The organism is Leptotrichia massiliensis, from assembly GCF_900104625.1.
Classification (GTDB): Bacteria; Fusobacteriota; Fusobacteriia; order Fusobacteriales; family Leptotrichiaceae; genus Leptotrichia; species Leptotrichia massiliensis.
Map to the genome: position 1 here is coordinate 26,966 of NZ_FNVZ01000001.1, position 19,803 is coordinate 46,768.

The following is a 19,803-nucleotide window of genomic DNA, read 5'->3' on the forward strand; positions in this document are numbered from 1 at the left end:
TTCACTTTATTTTTTGAACTTTTTCATATATAATATCCCTAAAAATAAATTATTTAGGAGAAAAAATGTTAAACTTTATACAAAATATTGATATTTTTATTATTAAACAATTTTACAATTTTCAACACAGCTTAAATTCTAAGTTACTAAGCAGCATATTGATATTTTTTACCAACTTAGGAAATCACGGATTAATCTGGATTACAGTGACATTATTCTTGCTTTCTATCAAAAAATATCGAAAAATCGGATATTTAGCGATAATTTCATTGATTATAAATGCAATTATTGTAAATGTAATTTTGAAAAACCTCACACATAGAGCAAGACCCTTTACAGAAATATCTGACATTATTCTTTTAATCAAAGCCCCAAAGGATTTTTCTTTTCCTTCAGGACATACTTCAGCATCTTTTACAATGGTATATATTTTTTACAAACATTTAAAAAAATATTTTCCAGCTGTACTGATAACAAGCATTATTATTGCCTTTTCAAGGCTATACTTAACTGTACATTTTCCAAGTGATGTTTTGGCTGGATTGCTTATTGGATTGTTTGCTGGGTTTTTGGGGGAGAAAGTTTTTAATAAGAAAAATAATTTGATGAAAAGTTAGGATTTCCTAGCTTTTTTTGTATAAAATATATCAAATCTTCATCATATTCAATTTCGTAATCTTTTGTTAAAATTTTATTGTCAAGATTTTCTCCTAATTCTTCCAACAAATCTTGTACATTTTTTATTATAATTTCTTCAAGTTCGATCAAACCTGATTCATTTAATATTTTAAATGCCCATTCTTTTGATTTTTCTTCATCTTTCTCTCTATTATTATACATCATTTCTTCCATTCCAAATGCATATTTTATATCAGCTGAAGCTTCATATAATTTGTTTACTTCTTCTCTATCTTGTTCAACAAAGTTAATATTACATTCATAAAGCATTCCAAGAGCATAAATCGCTCTGGCATCTCCCATTTCTTTTCCAATTTTATACCATTTTTCAGCTTCTTTTTCGTTTTTTTCGACTGTATCTAGATATTTTCCAATTTCGTAAGCTGCCTCTTTTACTCCCAGTTCATACGCCTTTTCAAATGTTTCCTTAGTCTTTTCTCCATTTCCTTCTAGATAATACGATTTTGCAAGTGCTAAATACCCTCTTTCATTATAATTTGTCGATTCAACAAATAATTTTCGAGCATTTTTATAATCTCGTTTTTTCACAAATTCATTTCCTTGATTAATTAGTTCCGCGTATTTTTTGTCTTTTTCATTTCCAAGCATAAACTCAATATTTTTAATTATTTCAAAAGTTAATCCTGTAATTTGTTTTTCGTTCAGCAATTTTTTCTGCCATTCAACAACTTTTTCTTTCCTGTTCTGTTTAAAGTACAAACTAACGAGATTATATATTATCCTAGCATCTTTTGTATCAATTGTCTTTAAATAAAGTTCTTCTGCTTTTTTATAATCTTTATTTTCTTCAGCAATTTTACCTAGTCTGATTGTTGAATTAATATCCCCTTTTTTCATTCCCTCATTATACCAATCCAACGCAAGCTGAGTATTCCCCTCTATCTCCTCAATCATCCCGAGATAATAAGCCGCTTCTTTCACTCCATCATTATATGCAAAACTAAACATACTAACTGCATTCTGTCTATCTTTTTTACAATAGTAATAAAATTTCCCCAGTTCATAATTCCCTTTTATGCTCAAGCCCGATGCTCTTTCCAATTTTTCCTTTGCCCTTTTAAAATCTCCAAAAAACATATCTTCGTATGCATAGAAAATAATTTTCTGATATTCTTCATTTCTTGCTTCATCATTTTCATGATAATTGTTTGAATAATCAATTTCAACAATATCATCTATTGAAACAACTCTATGTCCAAATCTGTCCACATTATCAGTTTCCTCATCATTTTTCCTATTTTTATTTTCTCTTTCTCTAGAAAAATTATCATATTCATCCATTTTTTTACGATTTCTAAAATTCATCATTATAAAAACTATAACTATCCCAATTATTATTGCTATTACTATTTCCATCCCCACGCTCCTTACTCTTTTGAAACTTCTCCTGCAAACTAGCCCAATTTTAAATATTTACTTTATATGTTTAACACATCATATTTCCTCATATTTTCATATTCATAAGACTGATTTATACCATTCATGAATACATCTCTGCTTTCCACATTTTCCGTCAAATTCTCTTTCAAAAGAAATTTTAATTCCAAATCATTAATCATACTTCTTTTCATCGCTGATAAATAATCATTTCTACTGATATTTTGCCAATTCACACACATTCCAAGCCTTTTTATCAACATCTGATCCAGCCAAATTCTAGTCGCTCTTCCGTTTCCCTCATAAAATGGATGCATTATATTCATCTCAACATATTTCTCAATTATTTCCTCAAAAGTATTTTCAGGCATTTTAGAAACTGTCTTTAAATTATCTTCAAGATACATCGCACGACAAAACACAGTATCGCCTTTCCGAATATCGTGTTTTCGGACTTCTCCAGCCGTTCCAAAACATTCTTGAAATAAATGCCTATATATTTCCTTCAAGCCTTCAAAAGTTCCCACTTGAATATTTTTCAATATTTCATTATCAAATAATTCTCTTGCCCTTTTTTTACTCAAAAATTCTTCATCATCTTGTGAAACTAACCTTTTTAAAATTTTGTCACTTTCATTTTCCGAGCTGTATTTATTATTTGCCATTTGTTTTTCCTGCTTTCATAAAATTATTCTTATTTTTGAAAAACCATTGAATTATACAATGCCTCAAATAAAGGAAGTTTTACTACCGCTGTTGCCCTTTCAGAAAAAATTATTTCATCTTCTCTTGTTTTTATTTCTAACATTCCTCCAAAATTTCTAGAAACTTTTATTGGCTGTAGCCTATTCCACGGATAAATTGCACCATCCACAACTAATCCTTCTTTTTTTATTATTAACTTATTATTTGGCTTTTCAAAAACTTTACTAGCATCATTTTGAAGTCTGTCAAGAGGCACAACTTTATCTCTCATAGCTCGATAAACTCTATCTCTACGCTTTCCAAGAAAATCTCTTTTACGGTAATCGGCTTTTATGTCTTCTTCTGAACGCACACCAAAAACTTCTTCCCCACCTAAATTTATAATTTCTTTGGAAACAGGGATTCTGTCAAGCAGATGGTTTTTTAGAAGACTTTGTATAGTTTGTGATGGAAAAGCTATTTCAGATATTGTTCTCCAGTAATTTTTATTATTTCTATAAGCCAGGAAATCCCCTGAATATGTTGTTATTATAAAATATTTCAAAGATTTATAATCTATATCTTCATTTTCAACATTTGTAACAAAAGTATTTTCCTTCAATTCCACAGTTCTTATCCCATTAAACAATATCGTCATCAATATCGAAAAACAGCAAAATACCGAAACTATCAGACCAAGCATCGTCACTTGAAAAAAAGGCATCAAAATCCCAGAAATTCCACCAATAATAACCCATTTTATTAAATTTCTATACGTAACTGTGCTAAATTTTATAAACACTTTCTGATTGTCTGAAATATCCACACAGTTTACTATTTTTTCTTCTTTCCTCCCTAATTCTAATTGCTCTCTCATTCTTTCCGTTTCTACGTAGCTTTTTTCATTTTGCATAATTTTTATCCTCCTAAGTTTTTTGTATTTTTATTTAAATATTATTTTTTATTATTTTTTATTATTTTTAAATTTTTCCAAATGAATTTAAATCCTACTCCAAACTCTCCAACTCCCCACTCTTCACATCCCACTCTTCGATTTTCTCCATCTCTTCTTCTTCCAACTTGTCCAACTTTTCCTGCACTTCCATCAGTTTTTCCATATTGTTTTCTTTTCCAGCCTTTTCGTATTCTGCGTTCAAGTTTTCTCTCATTTCTGTGATTTTTTCCATTTCCTTTTCCAGTTTTTCAATATCACGTTTCAATTTTGCGATTTTTCTTGACTGTTCCTTCTGCTCCTGATATGAAAGTTTTTTCTCTTCCTTCGTTTCAAGGTCTGTTCCTTGAGAAGCTGTTTTTGCTGTTTTTAGGCTTTCTTTGTAGTCTTCGTAATTTCCTTTGAATTTTGTAAGTCCGTTTTCGTCAAGGCAGTAAATTGTGTTGCAGATTGTGTCTAAAAAGTGTCGGTTGTGAGAAACGACTAGCATTGTTCCGTCAAAATCCTCCAAAGCGTCCTCCAGCACTTCGATGGAATAAACATCTAGATGGTTTGTCGGTTCGTCTAAAATCAAAAAGTTGGCTTTTTCCATGTAAAGTTTCAAAAATGCCACACGGACTCTTTCCCCACCACTTAACATGCTAATTTTTTTCTGTACATCGTCGCCTGAAAACAAAAATCCGCCTGCAAGTGTTCGCAAATATTCTTCTGTTAAGTCAAGTGAATTATTTATTTCCTGTAAAATTGTGCTTTCCTGTGAAAATTCCTGATGATTCTGATCATAATATCCGATTTTTAACCTTGTTCCAAACTCAATTTCCCCTGTATCCTTCGGCAACTTATCCAAAAGTATTTTTAGAAGTGTAGATTTCCCAATCCCATTTTTTCCAATAATTCCAACTCTTTCTCCACGGAAAAGCTCAAAATTTATATTATTCAAAACTTTTTTTCCGTCAAAGCTTTTAGACAAGTTTCTAACTTTCAACACATTTTCCCCGCTCATTTTAGCCGCTTCAAATTTTAGCCTCATTCTTTGCGGATTAAATACAGGATCTTCCATTCTCTCGATTCTATCCAGTATTTTTTGCCGTCCTTTCGCCTGTCTTGCCTTTATTCCAGCTCGAAATCTGTCAATGTATTCCTCCATTTTCTTAATTTTTTCCTGCTCCTTCTCATACCGCTTGATTTCCCCCTTCAAAATCATCTCTTTTTGAAGAATAAACGATGAAAAGTTGCCATCATACTTATGCAATTTTTTATTTTCCAACTCAAAAATTTTTGTACAGACATTATCCAAAAATATTCTATCGTGAGAAACAAGCAAAAACGCCTTATTATACTTTTTCAAATAATCCTCAAGCCACTCAATCGAAATCAAGTCCAGATGGTTTGTCGGCTCGTCTAAAATCAGCAAGTCAGGTTCAGACAAAAGCAGTTTTGCAAGTGAAACACGTGTTCTTTCCCCACCGCTCAAATCCTGCAACAACAAATTCTCATATTCTCCAGTAAGCTCAAGCCCTGTAAGCACCTGCTTAATTTTGTATTCAATCTCATAACCATTTTTTGCCTCGTAAATAGAAGAAAGTTCAGCAGATTTGTTAATCAGCTTTTCCATTTCATCTTCGTTCGCTGTTCCCAAAAGCATATTAACTTTCTGAATCTCATCCCAGATTTTTCTCTCTTCCTCAAAAATGGTCATCATTTCCTCATAAATCGTATTTTTTTCATCTGAAAACTCTGTATTCTGTGACAAATACCCAATTTTTGTAACCCCACTTTTCACAATTTCCCCAAACTCATTAAGATTATTCTCATTCCCATCAATCCGCTCTTCCCCCAAAAGCATCCTGATAATCGTAGACTTCCCAGCCCCATTTACCCCTACAAGCCCAATTTTATCTCTTTCTTCAATCGTAAAATTAACATCTCTCAAAATATATTCCCCTGCAAATTGCTTATATACCTTGTTAAACTGAACTAAACTCATTAAATTTCCTTTCCTTTTCTCTGTTATTTATCAAATTATTTTTATTTAAATTTATTTTTAAATTATATCATTTTTGATATTTGTTTACAATGTTTATGAAATTTTTGAAATCATATAAAACATAACAAAAATAAAAAAAGACTCCATTCAATAAAGAACAAAGCCTTTTTTCATAAATTTTATTTCTCAATTCCCAAAACTTTGCAATTTCTCACAAATAAAAATGAAACATCTTCAACCAATATTTCCGATTTAGCAACAAAAATTCCAGTCATTTTATCTATTTCTTTTAAAATTATTTTCTTGTTATCAAATCTTTCAATTATCCCAAATTTTTCAGAATATGATTTCTCATGCTCAAAATGCACTAATATTTTATTCTCAAAGCACTTTTTCAAAACTTCTTCTATTTTCATTTTTACAATATTTGGAAAAATTTTTTCTAAATTTATATCTTTTGTTTCTATTAAATTAATTCTATCGTTAATTTCTTCAATATCAGAAATTTTTAATATAGTAAATTTATAATCGCCAAAAAATAAATCCTTCTCGTTAATCAAAATATGATTATCATCTTGAAAAATAATATCACCTAAAACATCCTCTAAATCATAAACTTTTATTAATTTATTTTTTTTAATTTCATCGTCTTCTACAATAATATCTTTTATAACATTTTTTCCTGCTCTTATAATTTTTACTCCGTATTTTCTTATAATTTCTTCTTCGTTTTCATCTTCTTCATCACAAAAATGAAACCAAAAAAACTCATCTGAATTTTTAATTAAATAGCCATTGTTATTCCAATCTCTGTCATAAGAAATTTGTAATCTTATTTTATTTTTTATAAAATATTCAAATAAATGTTCAAAAAAATTATCTTTTCTTAAAATAACAGTTTTCCCTTTATTTAAAGTTCTTTCTCGTATTTTCTTCTTCATTAATTCTAAATACCATTTTTTTCTTCCTAATTTCTTTAATTCTTCATCTTTTAAAAATTTGTATCCTTCATACTTTCCATACGGATTAATAGATGTGAAAATATGAAAGTTATTACTGTTTCCAATATAATTCCCAACAGAAAATCTATCTCCTAAGCGTGAATATTCCAACAACTCATCTTTCCCAATTTTCTCTAAAATCTTTTTCATAAAATTCTCCTATTCTACAAAACTTTTACTCATTTTTAAAAGTCTAAAAACCCCAATAAACACAATATTTTTTAATGTTTGATTTCCTTATTTTTCTACATTCTTTGACAAGGGGTCTTGATTCCTTGCTATACTACTCAATTTCTGCAACTTTTTACTCTTATAGCTGGCTACAAATCAATTATATTCCTTAGTTTCATCCAATTTATCATCAACATTCTTTTCCTTATCTACATTTTGTTCATCAGAATCCTCATTTTTTCCTTTATTAGAATGAATAACATATCTTGAGCCTGAAAACATTATTTTGGAAAACATGCTTTTTATTCTACTGCTTCCGCCAGGATACACAAATGTTTTTTCAAATGAATAAACTCTCGTTAATTCCAGCAATGAAAATAATCTCAAAATAAATCCTATAACAAAGGCAAACCTTATTGTGTAAAATTGTTCCCCGAAAATATAAATTACTCCGTTATTTATAAATTTTCCCAGTATTCCACCAAATAATCCGGCTAATATTGCTGAAAGCCCTGAAACCATAGCATAAGCTCCCACATACGCATCAGCAGGCTCGCCTGAAACTTCCATCATAAGATTCAGCAAACTTAATGTTATCGCTGTAAATCCTATCGCATCAATTACTGCGGCTGCAAAAAGCATTGACATTTTATTATCCTGAGTCATTGAAAAGTAGGTAAGTACGTAATATGTTGTAAAAAATATTCCCATTCTTAACATTGTCTTGTTTCCGTATTTATCAGACAATTTTCCATAAACTAGATAAAGTATGCTTGATAATATCGCTGTTAGAACTCCCATTTGGGAAATGAACATTGTATTTACTCCAAGCACTTTTATTCTATAATATTCTGTCATTGGCTTTAGAAATTCCCACGTAAATAGCCACACAGAAGCAAATTTTAAATAAACAACAAAATTTTTATTTTTAAACGCCGTCTTTATGCTCACTTTTTTCATATCACTTTCTGAATCAGGCACATAATGAAGACACATAAATACTGCTGAACCTATTGCCGAAAGCGACATTGCCGTTGTCAAGATGAGCATTGCATTTTTCCTATCTGGTATTGACAAAACATATCCATAAAACAAAGTATAAACCACAGTAGACAACGACGAAAACAAATTACGTTTCCCAAAATATTTTCCTCTTTCCCTTTTATCAATAATCTTTGTCATCACAGCTGTCCAGACATTATTTGAAAAAGGCGAAACAAGAGCATAAATAAACATTACCGCAAAATAGACTTCCTGCCTTCTTATATCAAAAAAAACAGCAAAAGGCATAACACAAATAACCATCCTTGAAACAGTCGCCGCTATTACCATCGTCCTTTTCCTACTCCCAAGCAGAAGATTTACCCGCTTAGTAAATATCTGCAGCAAATATCCTGCTGTTGGCAATGATGATACAATTGATATAAAAAAAGAACTCATATTAAAATAAATCGCCAAGCTCAAAAGCACAAAACTCTGCATCCCTACTGAATACCCATTAAAGAACATAACCTCCAGTATCGCATATTTTTTCGTATTTTCTATTGAATGTTCCTTATCCATATTAACTCCTTCACTAAATATTCAAGTTTTTTCATACCAAAAATTAATAAAAATATTCCAATTTTTTACATTACACTTTTTATGCCGCTCTAACAATCCCTCTTCCAATAAAAACTCCCACAATCGACAGTACAACACTCAAAACCGCATATCCCAATGCAATCCAATTGTTTCCTTTCTCAATCAAGTTATACGTTTCCAGCGAAAATGTAGAAAACGTCGTAAATCCTCCACAAATTCCGACTCTCCAGAATAAACTCCAATTCTGTGAAACCTGCTTCCCAGCCACCACCTCAACAACAACCCCAATCAATATTGCTCCCAAAACATTCGTAACAAAAGTCTGTACAGGAAAGCTCACTTTCAGAGGCACAGCACTAATCAAATATCGAAAAATTGCACCAATTCCCCCACCAATTCCAACCATCAAAAATTTCATTATTTACCATCCTTAATAATTAAAAATTTAGATAAAAAAATTAGGCTTTTGTGAGATAACTTTAAAAATAAAATAGTCCCTTTGCCTAATTAAATACATTTATTTTACAATATTTTATTTTTTGTCACCAAAAAATTTCCCAACTAATCCCATTACATCATCCATAACATTTCCATCTTTATTTGAATCTAAAAGGTTTGTAACCATGCTCATAATTCCACCTTCCCCTGCGAAATTTGCCGCAAGGTTTGATGTCAGATTTCCAATTCCTTGTGCATCCAGGTTATTTTCTTTTTTTTGTTGTCCCAATGCACCTAAAACAAGCGGAGCCAACGTTTGTAAAATTTTCATGCTTCCTTGACTGTCAAGCCCACTTGATTGTGAAACAGCGTTTGCTACATTTTGAGTATTATTCCCAAATAAATGCCCCAAAATTCCTGCTCCATCCTTCAAATCAGGATTTTGTAAATAATTACCTAGATTGTTTAATACTGAACCATCATGTTGATTTAATGCGTTATTCAACCCTTCCGCTTTTTCACTGCTATTTGCATTTTTATTAACTGCCGCCAATATAGCTGGTAATGCTGCCGCAACACCATTTTTAACTTCTGGACTGTTTCCTCCAACCTGTTCAGCCAGTTTTCCTAAATCCTGTCCTTGTAATAATCCTAATAATGCTTCTAAATTCATTTTTCCTCCTGTGTTTTATCTCTTAAATTATTATTTTTATTTTAAATTTACTGCTACTTTATTAACTTTTTCATCCTTATTTTTAAAATTTAAATTTTGAATGCTAGTTACAGCATTTTCAGTTTCCGATTCCCTTGCATAAAATATAAATTCACTTGTTACAGAGTCAATTCTTATGCCATAAGTTATTCCATTTGTATATGTCAACAAACTTGACAATTCCTTATCTCCCAAAGTAGCTAATATTTTTGTATAAATCAATCTAGCTTCGGACTCCTTGATATTTTCGTCAGACACTTGTATCAAATTAATTACCATATTTTCAATTATCGCAAGATTAGCCCCATCAACTTTTCCTACCTTTAAAAATATACTGGTAGCACTTATCCCACTATAATCAAGTGCATAAACAGCATCTCCCTTTGAATGTATTTTAGCATAATAGTAGTTTTTGTTTTCATACACCAATTTTTCAAAATCTCCAATGCTTATTTTATTATCCTTGGACTTTGTAGAAAAAGTTTCAATTATTTTTTCAATCGAATTATTTGAAAAAATGTTTTCCTTTGTAGTTTTATTTTGTACATTTTCTGGATTTTTCTTTTTTTCCTCATTCTCCTTTTTTCCACAACCCACCATAAAAACAAATAAAAAAAGCAAAATTACTACTCTACTTTTATTCAACATTTTACTACCGCCTAATTTTGATATACTAAAATTTCTTCAAAAATGAATTAGTAAGACTTATCTTGATAATCAATTCTTTATTTATAAGAATCCAATTTTGAAGTAATTTTATACATTATACAATATAAATCTTTATTTTTCCATATTTTTTCACAAAAAAAGACTATCTAAAAATAAGTTGTACTCATTTTAAATAGTCTTAAAAATTTATAAAAACAAAAACTTATTATTTTTCAATTTTTGTATAAGGCATTAAAGCGATTTGTCTAGCTCTTTTAATTGCTTTAGCAATTTTTCTTTGAACTTTAGCTTCTAATCCTGTTACTCTCGCTGGAGAGATTTTTCCTTTATCGTTCATAAAGTTTTTTAACAATTCAACGTTTTTATAATTAATATCTTCTATTTTAAATTTAACTTTTGGACGTCTTTTTCTTCTTTTAAATTCTGTAACTGGTTTAGCTCTCATTAATTTGCACCTCCTAAAACTTTTATGGCAAAAATCATAAATTTGCCTAGCTATTATTAAAATGGAAACTCTTCATCGTCATCCATATCATCATTATCAAAATCATCATTTTGCACTGGTTTATTATTGCTATTATTAAAAGATTGTTGTTGTTGATATCCACTGTTATTTCCTGAATTTCCTGCACTCTCGACAAATTCAAAGCTGTTTACAACAACTCTTATCATTCTTCTTTTTTCACCGTTTTGTTCATAACTACTTACACTTAAACGACCTTGTACAAGAATTCTATTACCTTTTCTAAAATATTCAGCAATTGTTTCAGCTGTTTTTTCCCAAACAGTACAGTCAATAAACTCCACTACATCTTTTGTTTTTTGCACAGCTAACGAAAAATTTGCAAATGCTTTTCCTCCTGAAGTAAATTTTAACTCAGGATCTCTTGTCATTCTTCCCATTAGTATTACTACGTTCATGAATTTCCCCCTAATTTTTTATATTTATTTTACAATTTAAAATAACAAAACCTCAAATTTAATTTATAAGTATTAACCCTCTTATAATTTAAGTTATTTCAAATTAGTCATTTTTAACAATCATATATTTCAAAAGTGATTCGTTAATGTTTAATTTTGCTTCAATTTCAGTAAATTGAGTTCCATCAGCTTGGAATGTTGTTAAAACATAATATCCATTTTCTTTTTTCTTAATTGGGTAAGCTAATTTTCTATCTCCCCAGATTTCTGTTTTAACTTCAGTTGCTCCACCAGCTGTCAATGTTTTTTCTACAAATGCAACTCCAGCTTGTTTTTCTTCATCTGTCAATTGTGTAGACAAAATAAACATAATTTCGTAATTTCTCATTTCTTTCTCCTTTCCTATGGCTTTTTAGCCCTACTTCCATAAATAGAGCAGGTTCTATAATTATATCAAAAAAAAATAGCAAAATCAAGTCATTTTCAACAAAATTATTTAATTAACATATTTTAAAAAAATTAATAAACAAAAATAAAACTATTTAAAATGTTTTTATTAAATAGTTTGTATTTTTATGATATTCTTAAACTTAATAAATTTATTTATGAATTACTCTTCAAAAAATGGTGGTAATACAAAATCATTTGCATCTTCCATTTTTTCTTCTTCATAATCGTTTTCTTGATTTTGATAGTTATTTTCTTTATCAACTTGTTCTGTTTTGTTTTCTGCTTCCACTTTTTCTTCTGATGGTGCAAATCTAATTGTTTTTGAAGCTTGTATATTCGTTGTCAAAAATTCTTCTTCAAAATCTGTTGCGACTAAAGAAACACTTATTGTTCCTTCTAATTCAGGTTCCATAATATAACCCCATAATAAATTAGCTTTATCATGTCCAGCTTTTTCTGAAATTGTTTGAGCAACTTCTTGAATTTCTTGTAATCCAATGTCTGGTCCAGCAGTAACATTTATCAAGATTTTTCTTGCTCCTTCAATAGATTTTTCCAATAATGGACTGTTTAATGCCTGAGCTGTTGCACTCTTAGCTTTTTCATCTCCATTTGCTTCTCCAAATCCTAACATTGCAATTCCCGAATTTTGCATAATAGATTTTACATCTGCAAAATCCAAATTTACAATTCCTTGTTTTGTAATTAAGTCAGAAATCCCTTTTATTCCCATTTTCAAAACACCATTTGCTTCTTTAAAAGCATTCATCAATGAAATATTCATTCCTGGTATTTCAAAAAGTCTGTCATTTGGAATAGCAATTAATGTATCAACATTTTCTTGTAAATTACTAATACCTACTGCAGCGTTATTTTTCTTTAATGGCCCTTCAAAACTAAATGGTTTTGTAACAATAGCTACAGTTAAAATTCCCATTGCTTTTGCAACTTCAGCAATAATCGGAGATGCTCCTGTACCTGTTCCTCCACCCATTCCAGCAGTTATGAACAGCATATCTGTTCCTTCTAACACTTCTTTTATTTTTTCTTCGGATTCCTTTGCAGCAATCCTACCTTTTTCAGGGTCTGCTCCAGCTCCCATTCCTTTTCCTAAAAGTACTTTTATAGGTGCCTTTGATCTATCTAAATCTTGCTGATCTGTATTTATAGCTATAAAATCAACAGTTGTTATGTTACTTTCAATCATATCATTTATTGCATTTCCACCTGCTCCACCTACTCCTACTACTTTCAGTTTCGCTGCATTACTAAAGTTATCCATTTTTTCTTTGCTACTTAGATTATTATAACTTATTTAAAGTAGCTTCTCCTTTCTCTTTTTTTACGATTTCACAACAATATCTATAAATCTTAAATCCATAGAAGTTACGGGTTTTTCTTTTTTTATTCTCTCGTATAGCTTATATGCATCATTATATTTTTTTTCTGTTACTAAAGTATCTGTTATAATTTTTACATTATTAATCAGTACTATTTCATAATTTTTTTCAGATTGTCTTATTTCTGAAATCATAGCATAAAAATCTTTATTTTTTATTTTAGAAAGTATTGTCTTTATTTGAGCCAAACTTTCATCACTTGTGTACTCTATTACAGGAATATTTTTCGAAGGATCTTCCAAAATATCACCATATATATTCAAATCTTTATCTGCTAAAAGTGTTTTATCTCCTTTTTTCACGTATGCATAAGGTTCTCTTTCTTCTAAAATTACCTCTATTTTACTTGGAAAAAGTTTTCTTACCGATACTTTTTTTACTCTCACATCGGTTTTTATAAGATTTTCAATTTCATTGGTATTTAGATACACAATATTTTTACCTTTCATATGCTCTAGCTGAGTAGCTATGTCTTGTTTTAGTAATTTTGATTGCCCTTCAATTAGAACTTCCTGAATTTTAAAATAATCTGTATCAATAAATCTTTTACCAAAAAACATCATTCCTGCCAATAAAAATAATAAAATTAATACTTTAACTGACTTTTTCATATTTAAAACTCCGTTTTTTCTATTATTATACACTTTTTTTTGATTTTATTCAATATATTAAATAAATTTATTTAAAATTATTTCAAAATTAAAATTATTTATCATTATTTTTTAAAATTATTATTTCTGTTTCCAATTTTACTCCAAATTTTTCAAATACTACTTCCTTTACATGTTCAATAACTGAAATAATATCGTTAAAAGCAGCATTGCCTAAATTTGTTACAAAATTTGGATGTTTTGGGGAAATTTCCACATCCCCAACTCTATAGCCTTTTAAACCAGCATCTGAAATTAGTTTTGCCGCAAATGTACCTTCTGGATTTTTGAATGTGCTTCCTAAATTTGGCAAATCCAATGGATGTTTTGTTTTTCTTTGCTCCCTTTTGTCCTCTGAAGCAGCCTTATCAAATCCAAAACCAAATTTAAACAAGGCAGAAACTACAATCCATTTATTTTCTTTTATTTCAGTGGTTCTATATTTAAAGTTCAAGTCTGTTGTCTTAATTTTTACAATTTCTCCATCGTTTTTACAAACTTCCACTTCTTCAATGCAGTCAAAAATTTCTGTTCCATAAGCTCCACCATTCATATTTACAAGCCCACCAACAGATCCCGGAATACCAGTAATATTTTCTAGCCCTGAATAATTATTTTTTTCCATAAAATCTATCAAATCATCCAAGTCTAGTCCTGCTTCCACTCTTACCAAATCATAATCACCTTTTTTTTCTTCAACTGTTATATTCTTCAATCTTTTTAATGATAAAAAACTTATATCCAAATTTCCATCATTAATAAGAGTGTTTGTCCCATTTCCTAAAAGAAAAATATTACTTCTAGTTTGCAAAATTTCCTTTAATTCTTTTTTATCATCTATGAAAATAAGCTCTTTTGCAGTTCCGCCAACTTTCATATTTGAATATTCCTTCATCTTGGCATTTTTTATTATTTCCATTTTTTATTTTATTCTCTCCCTCTTTGGATTTTATTTCTTATTTTTCCATCTTTCTCAAATCATTCGCAATCTCATGAGCCACCTTTGATACACTTCCAGCTCCCATAAACACATAGGTATTCCCACTATTTGTATCATTTTTTATTATTTCTTCTATTTCTTCCTGAGTTTGTACTCTGACATTTCCTCCGATTTTTTCTGCAAGCAATTCTGAAGTTACACCATAAGTATTGTCTTCACTTGCTGCATAAATTGGAAGTAAAATCAAGTCGTCAGCATCTTTTAATGAATTTACGAAATCATCAAAGAAAAATTTTGTACGGCTGTATCGGTGAGGCTGGAAAATTACAGTTACTTTTCCTTTTTCAGTATTGTGTGCTGCATTGATTGTTACTTTTACTTCTGTTGGATGGTGAGCATAATCATCAATCAATCTCAAATTATTGTCATAAATAACTTGGTATCTTCTATTTGCACCTTTAAATTTCAAGATCCTTTCTTTCACTTTTTTCATATTACATTTAAACTCGTGTGCAAAATAAATTACTGGAAGTGAATTTGAAACATTGTGCTCTCCAGGGATACTTAGGCTGAATGTTCCTAAATCTTCACCTTTTTTCACAACTTCAAAACTTGTTATTCCATTTTCCACTCTTATATTTTTCGCATAAATATCAGCGGTTTCATCTTTTATGCTATACCAAACTACATTTTTATTTTTTATATTAAGTCCAACTTTCTCTATCGTATCTTTACAAAGTATCGCTATTTTTTCTGTACTGTCTATAAACTGCTCAAATGATTTTTTTATATTTTCAAAAGTCCCGTGATGATCCAAGTGATCAGCTTCAATATTTGTTACAACTGAATATTTCGGTTTAATGTATAAAAATGAATTATCACTTTCATCAGCTTCAGCAATAAAATATTCTGAATTGCCAATCTGGCTGTTACTTCTTATTTCTGGAATAATTCCTCCAACTACTATAAATGGCTCCTTTTCCAAAAGCGCTACGCTCATCATTGAACTTGTTGTAGTTTTTCCGTGAGTTCCTGCCACAGCGATTCCATCAAATCTGTTCATTATTTCAGCAAGCAGTTCCCCTCTTTTTATTTTTTTTATATTATTATCTACAATGTATTTGTACTCAGGGTTTGTTTCCTTAATCGCAGTTGAATATACAAATAAATCTATTCCTTTGTCCTTTACATTTTCCTCAACTTGTCCTATATAAACCTTTATTCCCATTTCTTCCATATCTTCTGTTACAGGCTTTCTTTCAAGATCTGAACCTGCCACGTTAAATCCGTCTGCTGCCAGAATTTTTGCAAGTCCGCTCATTCCAATTCCGTTTATTCCGCTAAAATATACATTATTTATTTTTGTTAGCATTTTTCCTCCATATTTTTTTCCTAATTTTTATTCTTAAAGTCCCATTTCTCCAACTATTGTTTCTGCTGAGTTCCCTTTTTTCAAGGTTTTTACATTTTCACTCATAAATTCCAGCATTGATGCCTGTCGAACTATTGACAAAGCTTCGTCTATTGCTTTTTCTACTGTTTCATTTGTAAAAATTTTTGCACCATTTGCATATTCTAGCACCTCTGCATTTTCCTTCTGGCCAACAAAATCGTATGGAATCAGTACTGATGGCTTTTCAAGCTGAATAAGTTCAGAAATAGTTGAAGCTCCTGCACGACAGATTACAATGTCAGAAGCTGCCATTAATTCTGGAACATTTTCAAAATATGGTTCAACTACTGCTGTTCCAAAATCTCTTATTTTGCAAGTTGATGCTTCATAATTATCTTTTCCAGTTGCCCAAAATAAGCGTATTCTCTCATCTTCTGTTATTGTCTTCCACTTTTTCAAAATTGCTTCATTTATGTTTTTTGCACCAAGACTTCCACCTATAATAAGGATCATTCTTTCATTATCCTTTATTCCAAGTTTTTGCCTTTCCTCCTGCTTGTTTTTCCCATAAAATTCTTCCCGCAACGGATTTCCCGTTACAACAAATTTGCTTTTATATTTTTCCTTAATACTTTCAAGTGTATTTTCAAAGGCAATAAATACCTTTTTTGCACCTTTGTAGAACCATTTGTTAGCCTGACCCATTGTATGATTCTGCTCTTGCAAATAATATGGTATTCGTAATACATTAGCCGCTATTAGCACTGGTATTGTTATATAATTTCCAAATGCCACAATTTTTGTAGGCTTTTCTTTTTTTAGCAGTTTTATTGCACTTGCCGTTGCCGTTATCATTTTAAATCCTGATTTTATACTTCTTAAAGGCAATACATCCAGCCCAATAAATCTAAAATTTTCATTCGGAACAATATCCTTTTCCATTCTATGCTTTGTGCCAATAAACAATGTATCTATGCCTTTTTCTCTAACTTTTTTTGCAATTGACAAGGCTGGATAGATATGTCCACCTGTTCCTCCTGTAGTAAATACTACTTTTTCCATTTTTATTTCCCTCTCGTTTTTATTTATTAGTCAAAATTCAGTTCTACATCATATAATCCATTTCCCTTAGTTTATCAAGGTTTCTTCCCATTTCCTGCTTATATAATGCCCGCAGTATGTTATAAACAATTCCTAGAGTCAACATAACCACTATCATTGTACTCCCACCATAGCTCATCATTGGAAGAGGTATTCCAGTTGATGGTATTAACTGACTTGCGACCGCTATATTTCCAATTATCTGAGTGGTAAGCATTATGAAAATACCACTTAAAAGATATTTTGCATACAAATCCTTTATTTTTCTCAAGGCAATTCCTATTATGATTAGCAAAGCTGCGTACAATCCTAATAAAAATAAAACTCCTAAAAATCCATTTTCTTCAGCAAATCCTGAAAAAATATAATCTGTATGTATTTCTGGCAAAAAATTATATTTTTGTAAACCATTCCCATAAAATCTTCCACTAAATTTACCATTTGCAATGGCAATAAGTGATTCAGCAGTTTGTCCTCCGCCATCTTTAGATTTATATTCAATAAGTCTGTTTACTCTATACCCAGTTGTTGTTATTGCAAGCCATCCACCAATTCCTATTATTGCAGCATAAGTAGAAATTATTGAAAATTTTATTTCTGAAATAAATAAATAAGTCAACGCTATTATTGTAATTTGTGCTGTGCTACTAAAAGACTTTTCCAATAAAATAAGACTCATGTATATGAATGCAACAAACATCATAATTCCACTTGATATTTTAGGAAATTTCTTTATTTTATTTTGAGTTTTATACTTGTACGCAAGTGTGGATAACATAATAATTAAAAATAATTTTGAAAATTCTGAAGGCTGTATAGAAAGCCCTCCGATTTCAAGCCAACGTGTCGCTCCATTTTTTGCTTTTCCTGCAATCAGAACCAACACAAGACCAAAAAGCCCTATAACATATAAATATCTAGCTATACCCTTATATTTTTTATAATTTAAATTAGCTGTAATCCAAAATGATATCCAACCTAAAAACAGCCACAATCCCTGTTTTATTAATTGATAATAACCTTCTTTCCCTTTTGGAAAACTAAGACTTGCTATCGTTATAAGGCTCAATGCTGAAAATATTATAATAATAATTACAAAACTTGTTCCCAATATTTTTTTACTATTCACTTTTTTCTCCTAAATTACATTTTTTTCTAAAAAATAAAAATTATTTCCCTAAAATTTTTTGTGTCAATTCCTTAAAGACTTTTCCTCTATGTTCAAAGCTTTTAAATTGGCAAAAGCTCGATGTTGCAGGTGAAAACAGTACTGTCTGATTTTGTGAAAAATCCACATTTTCCTTCAAGTAATTTAGTACATTTTCAACTGTTTCCAAATTTTTATAATTTTTATATCCAATCTTTTCCATATCGTCAATCAAAATCTGAGCATTATCCCCAATTAAATAAACAAAGTCAACTTTCTCCTTAACTCTTTCAATCAAAGGCATATTATCAATTTTCTTATCATCTCCACCGAGAATCATAATAATCGAATTATTAAATGAATCAATTGCTTTTAATGTTGATTCTACATTTGTTCCCTTAGAATCATTAATAAATATTGTATTTTCTTTCACAAAAAAATTTTCAAGCCTATGTTCAAGAGCGTTCGTTGATTTTAAAAATTCAGCTAATTTTTCATTTTTCACATTTAATATTTTTGCTGAACTTATCAAAAATAACATATTTTCCAAATTATGTCTACCTTTTAATGACAATTCTTCAGTTTTTAATAAAATTTCTGAAATTTCATCAATTTTTTCACCAAAATTCTGAATTTCATCAACCCGTTTACTCAAATCCTTCATTATACGAATATTATTTTCATAAACAAAAACTGTTCCTTTTGTCTCTTTACTTAAATAAACTTTTTGAGCCTTTATTTTCTCCTTTATCCCATTTCTTTCATACAATTCTGCAAAAACTTCATCATCCAGATTAATCAATGCAAAGTCATCATCTGTCTGCTTATCAAAAATCGCAAACTTTGTAATATAATAATCTTCTACCGAATTATATCGTGTCAAATGATCTGGAGTTAAATTGATTATTCCAGCGATATTTGAATGAATTTGCGGATTATTTTCCAGTTGGTAGCTGCTAAGCTCCAGTACAATATAATCCAGCTCTTCTTCATCAGCCACCAATTTTGCAAACGAAAAACCTGCATTCCCAGCAAGTTTTGCACGAAATCCAGCAAAGTTAAGTAATTCTGCCATTTTTGTAGATGTTGTAGTTTTTCCATTTGTCCCAGTAAACGAAATAATTTTTATATTTTTATCCACATATTTATAAGCCAGATCAATTTCTGAAATAATCTTAACACCTTTTTCCTTGGCAACTTTCAAAAGTTCTGCCTTCCACGGAATCCCAGGACTTTTTACTATAAATTCAACCTTTTCCTCATTCAAAAGCCTAATTCCCTCTGCTGATGGCATTGCAGCCTTATCATCTATCAAATACACTTCATATCCATTTTTTTCTAGCAATTCCTTAGCACCAAGCCCACTTAACCCAGCACCAAATACAATTCCCTTTTTATCCATATGATTTTTTCCTCTTTCTATTATTTATTTTATATTTCTAAATTCCAAATTCTTAAGTACTCAACTAAATTAGTTTTTATAAAAATAAATTTATTATATTCTTATTTACAATTTCATTTTTTATA

General features: G+C 30.0%; 20 protein-coding genes. 1 reads left to right on the forward strand and 19 read right to left on the reverse strand.

Annotated elements, in window-relative coordinates:
- Positions 1-65: 65 nt before the first annotated feature.
- Positions 66-617 (forward strand): phosphatase PAP2 family protein, encoded by a 552-nt coding sequence (locus tag BQ5344_RS00190; protein ID WP_021769636.1) that lies wholly within the window; start codon positions 66-68, stop codon positions 615-617.
- Here the strand turns inward: BQ5344_RS00190 and BQ5344_RS00195 are convergent.
- From BQ5344_RS00195 to murD, 19 genes are all read right to left on the reverse strand, one after another.
- Positions 586-2,055: a tetratricopeptide repeat protein gene (locus BQ5344_RS00195; RefSeq protein ID WP_071123696.1), complete on the reverse strand. Its 1,470-nt coding sequence runs from the start codon at positions 2,053-2,055 to the stop codon at positions 586-588. The genes BQ5344_RS00190 and BQ5344_RS00195 overlap by 32 nt on opposite strands.
- Positions 2,056-2,117: 62 nt before the next feature.
- Positions 2,118-2,741 (reverse strand): protein adenylyltransferase Fic, encoded by a 624-nt coding sequence (gene fic, locus BQ5344_RS00200; protein WP_071123697.1) that lies wholly within the window; start codon positions 2,739-2,741, stop codon positions 2,118-2,120.
- A gap of 29 nt (positions 2,742-2,770) precedes the next feature.
- Complete coding sequence (locus BQ5344_RS00205) at positions 2,771-3,673, reverse strand: regulator (RefSeq protein ID WP_071123698.1); 903 nt, start codon at positions 3,671-3,673, stop codon at positions 2,771-2,773.
- A 94-nt stretch (positions 3,674-3,767) separates the two neighbouring features.
- Positions 3,768-5,699, reverse strand: a complete 1,932-nt coding sequence (locus BQ5344_RS00210; protein WP_071123699.1) for an ABC-F family ATP-binding cassette domain-containing protein — start codon at positions 5,697-5,699, stop codon at positions 3,768-3,770.
- A 179-nt stretch (positions 5,700-5,878) separates the two neighbouring features.
- Complete coding sequence (locus BQ5344_RS00215; RefSeq protein ID WP_071123700.1) at positions 5,879-6,850, reverse strand: transposase; 972 nt, start codon at positions 6,848-6,850, stop codon at positions 5,879-5,881.
- A gap of 177 nt (positions 6,851-7,027) precedes the next feature.
- Entirely contained in the window at positions 7,028-8,434 is a 1,407-nt protein-coding gene (locus BQ5344_RS00220) for an MFS transporter (protein WP_071123701.1), read from the reverse strand.
- A gap of 79 nt (positions 8,435-8,513) precedes the next feature.
- A complete protein-coding gene (gene crcB, locus BQ5344_RS00225) occupies positions 8,514-8,873 on the reverse strand; it encodes a fluoride efflux transporter CrcB (RefSeq protein ID WP_071123702.1) in 360 nt (119 codons plus the stop codon).
- A gap of 114 nt (positions 8,874-8,987) precedes the next feature.
- Positions 8,988-9,566 (reverse strand): DUF937 domain-containing protein, encoded by a 579-nt coding sequence (locus BQ5344_RS00230; protein WP_071123703.1) that lies wholly within the window; start codon positions 9,564-9,566, stop codon positions 8,988-8,990.
- A gap of 36 nt (positions 9,567-9,602) precedes the next feature.
- Positions 9,603-10,253, reverse strand: coding sequence for a lipoprotein (locus BQ5344_RS00235; RefSeq protein WP_071123704.1), 651 nt, complete (start codon positions 10,251-10,253; stop codon positions 9,603-9,605).
- Positions 10,254-10,479: 226 nt separating this feature from the next.
- Positions 10,480-10,719, reverse strand: a complete 240-nt coding sequence (gene rpsR / locus BQ5344_RS00240) for a 30S ribosomal protein S18 (protein WP_021769626.1) — start codon at positions 10,717-10,719, stop codon at positions 10,480-10,482.
- Between the two features lie 56 nt (positions 10,720-10,775).
- The gene (locus BQ5344_RS00245) at positions 10,776-11,195 is read right to left on the reverse strand and encodes a single-stranded DNA-binding protein (RefSeq protein ID WP_071123705.1); all 420 of its coding nucleotides are present in this window, start codon (positions 11,193-11,195) and stop codon (positions 10,776-10,778) included.
- 103 nt (positions 11,196-11,298) lie between these two features.
- Entirely contained in the window at positions 11,299-11,583 is a 285-nt protein-coding gene (gene rpsF, locus BQ5344_RS00250; protein WP_036071314.1) for a 30S ribosomal protein S6, read from the reverse strand.
- A 222-nt stretch (positions 11,584-11,805) separates the two neighbouring features.
- On the reverse strand, positions 11,806-12,927 hold the full coding sequence (gene ftsZ, locus BQ5344_RS00255) for a cell division protein FtsZ (protein WP_071123706.1): 1,122 nt from the start codon (positions 12,925-12,927) through the stop codon (positions 11,806-11,808).
- 60 nt (positions 12,928-12,987) lie between these two features.
- Positions 12,988-13,656: a cell division protein FtsQ/DivIB gene (locus BQ5344_RS00260; RefSeq protein WP_036071311.1), complete on the reverse strand. Its 669-nt coding sequence runs from the start codon at positions 13,654-13,656 to the stop codon at positions 12,988-12,990.
- A gap of 94 nt (positions 13,657-13,750) precedes the next feature.
- Entirely contained in the window at positions 13,751-14,614 is an 864-nt protein-coding gene (murB, locus tag BQ5344_RS00265; RefSeq protein ID WP_071123707.1) for a UDP-N-acetylmuramate dehydrogenase, read from the reverse strand.
- A gap of 37 nt (positions 14,615-14,651) precedes the next feature.
- Positions 14,652-16,007, reverse strand: coding sequence for a UDP-N-acetylmuramate--L-alanine ligase (murC, locus tag BQ5344_RS00270; RefSeq protein ID WP_021769620.1), 1,356 nt, complete (start codon positions 16,005-16,007; stop codon positions 14,652-14,654).
- A gap of 33 nt (positions 16,008-16,040) precedes the next feature.
- Entirely contained in the window at positions 16,041-17,090 is a 1,050-nt protein-coding gene (murG, locus tag BQ5344_RS00275) for an undecaprenyldiphospho-muramoylpentapeptide beta-N-acetylglucosaminyltransferase (protein WP_071123708.1), read from the reverse strand.
- 43 nt (positions 17,091-17,133) lie between these two features.
- Positions 17,134-18,258, reverse strand: a complete 1,125-nt coding sequence (locus BQ5344_RS00280; RefSeq protein WP_071123709.1) for an FtsW/RodA/SpoVE family cell cycle protein — start codon at positions 18,256-18,258, stop codon at positions 17,134-17,136.
- Positions 18,259-18,298: 40 nt separating this feature from the next.
- Positions 18,299-19,678 carry a UDP-N-acetylmuramoyl-L-alanine--D-glutamate ligase gene (gene murD / locus BQ5344_RS00285; RefSeq protein WP_071123710.1) on the reverse strand — a complete coding sequence of 460 codons (1,380 nt, stop codon included), beginning with the start codon at positions 19,676-19,678 and terminating at the stop codon, positions 18,299-18,301.
- Positions 19,679-19,803 lie beyond the last annotated feature (125 nt).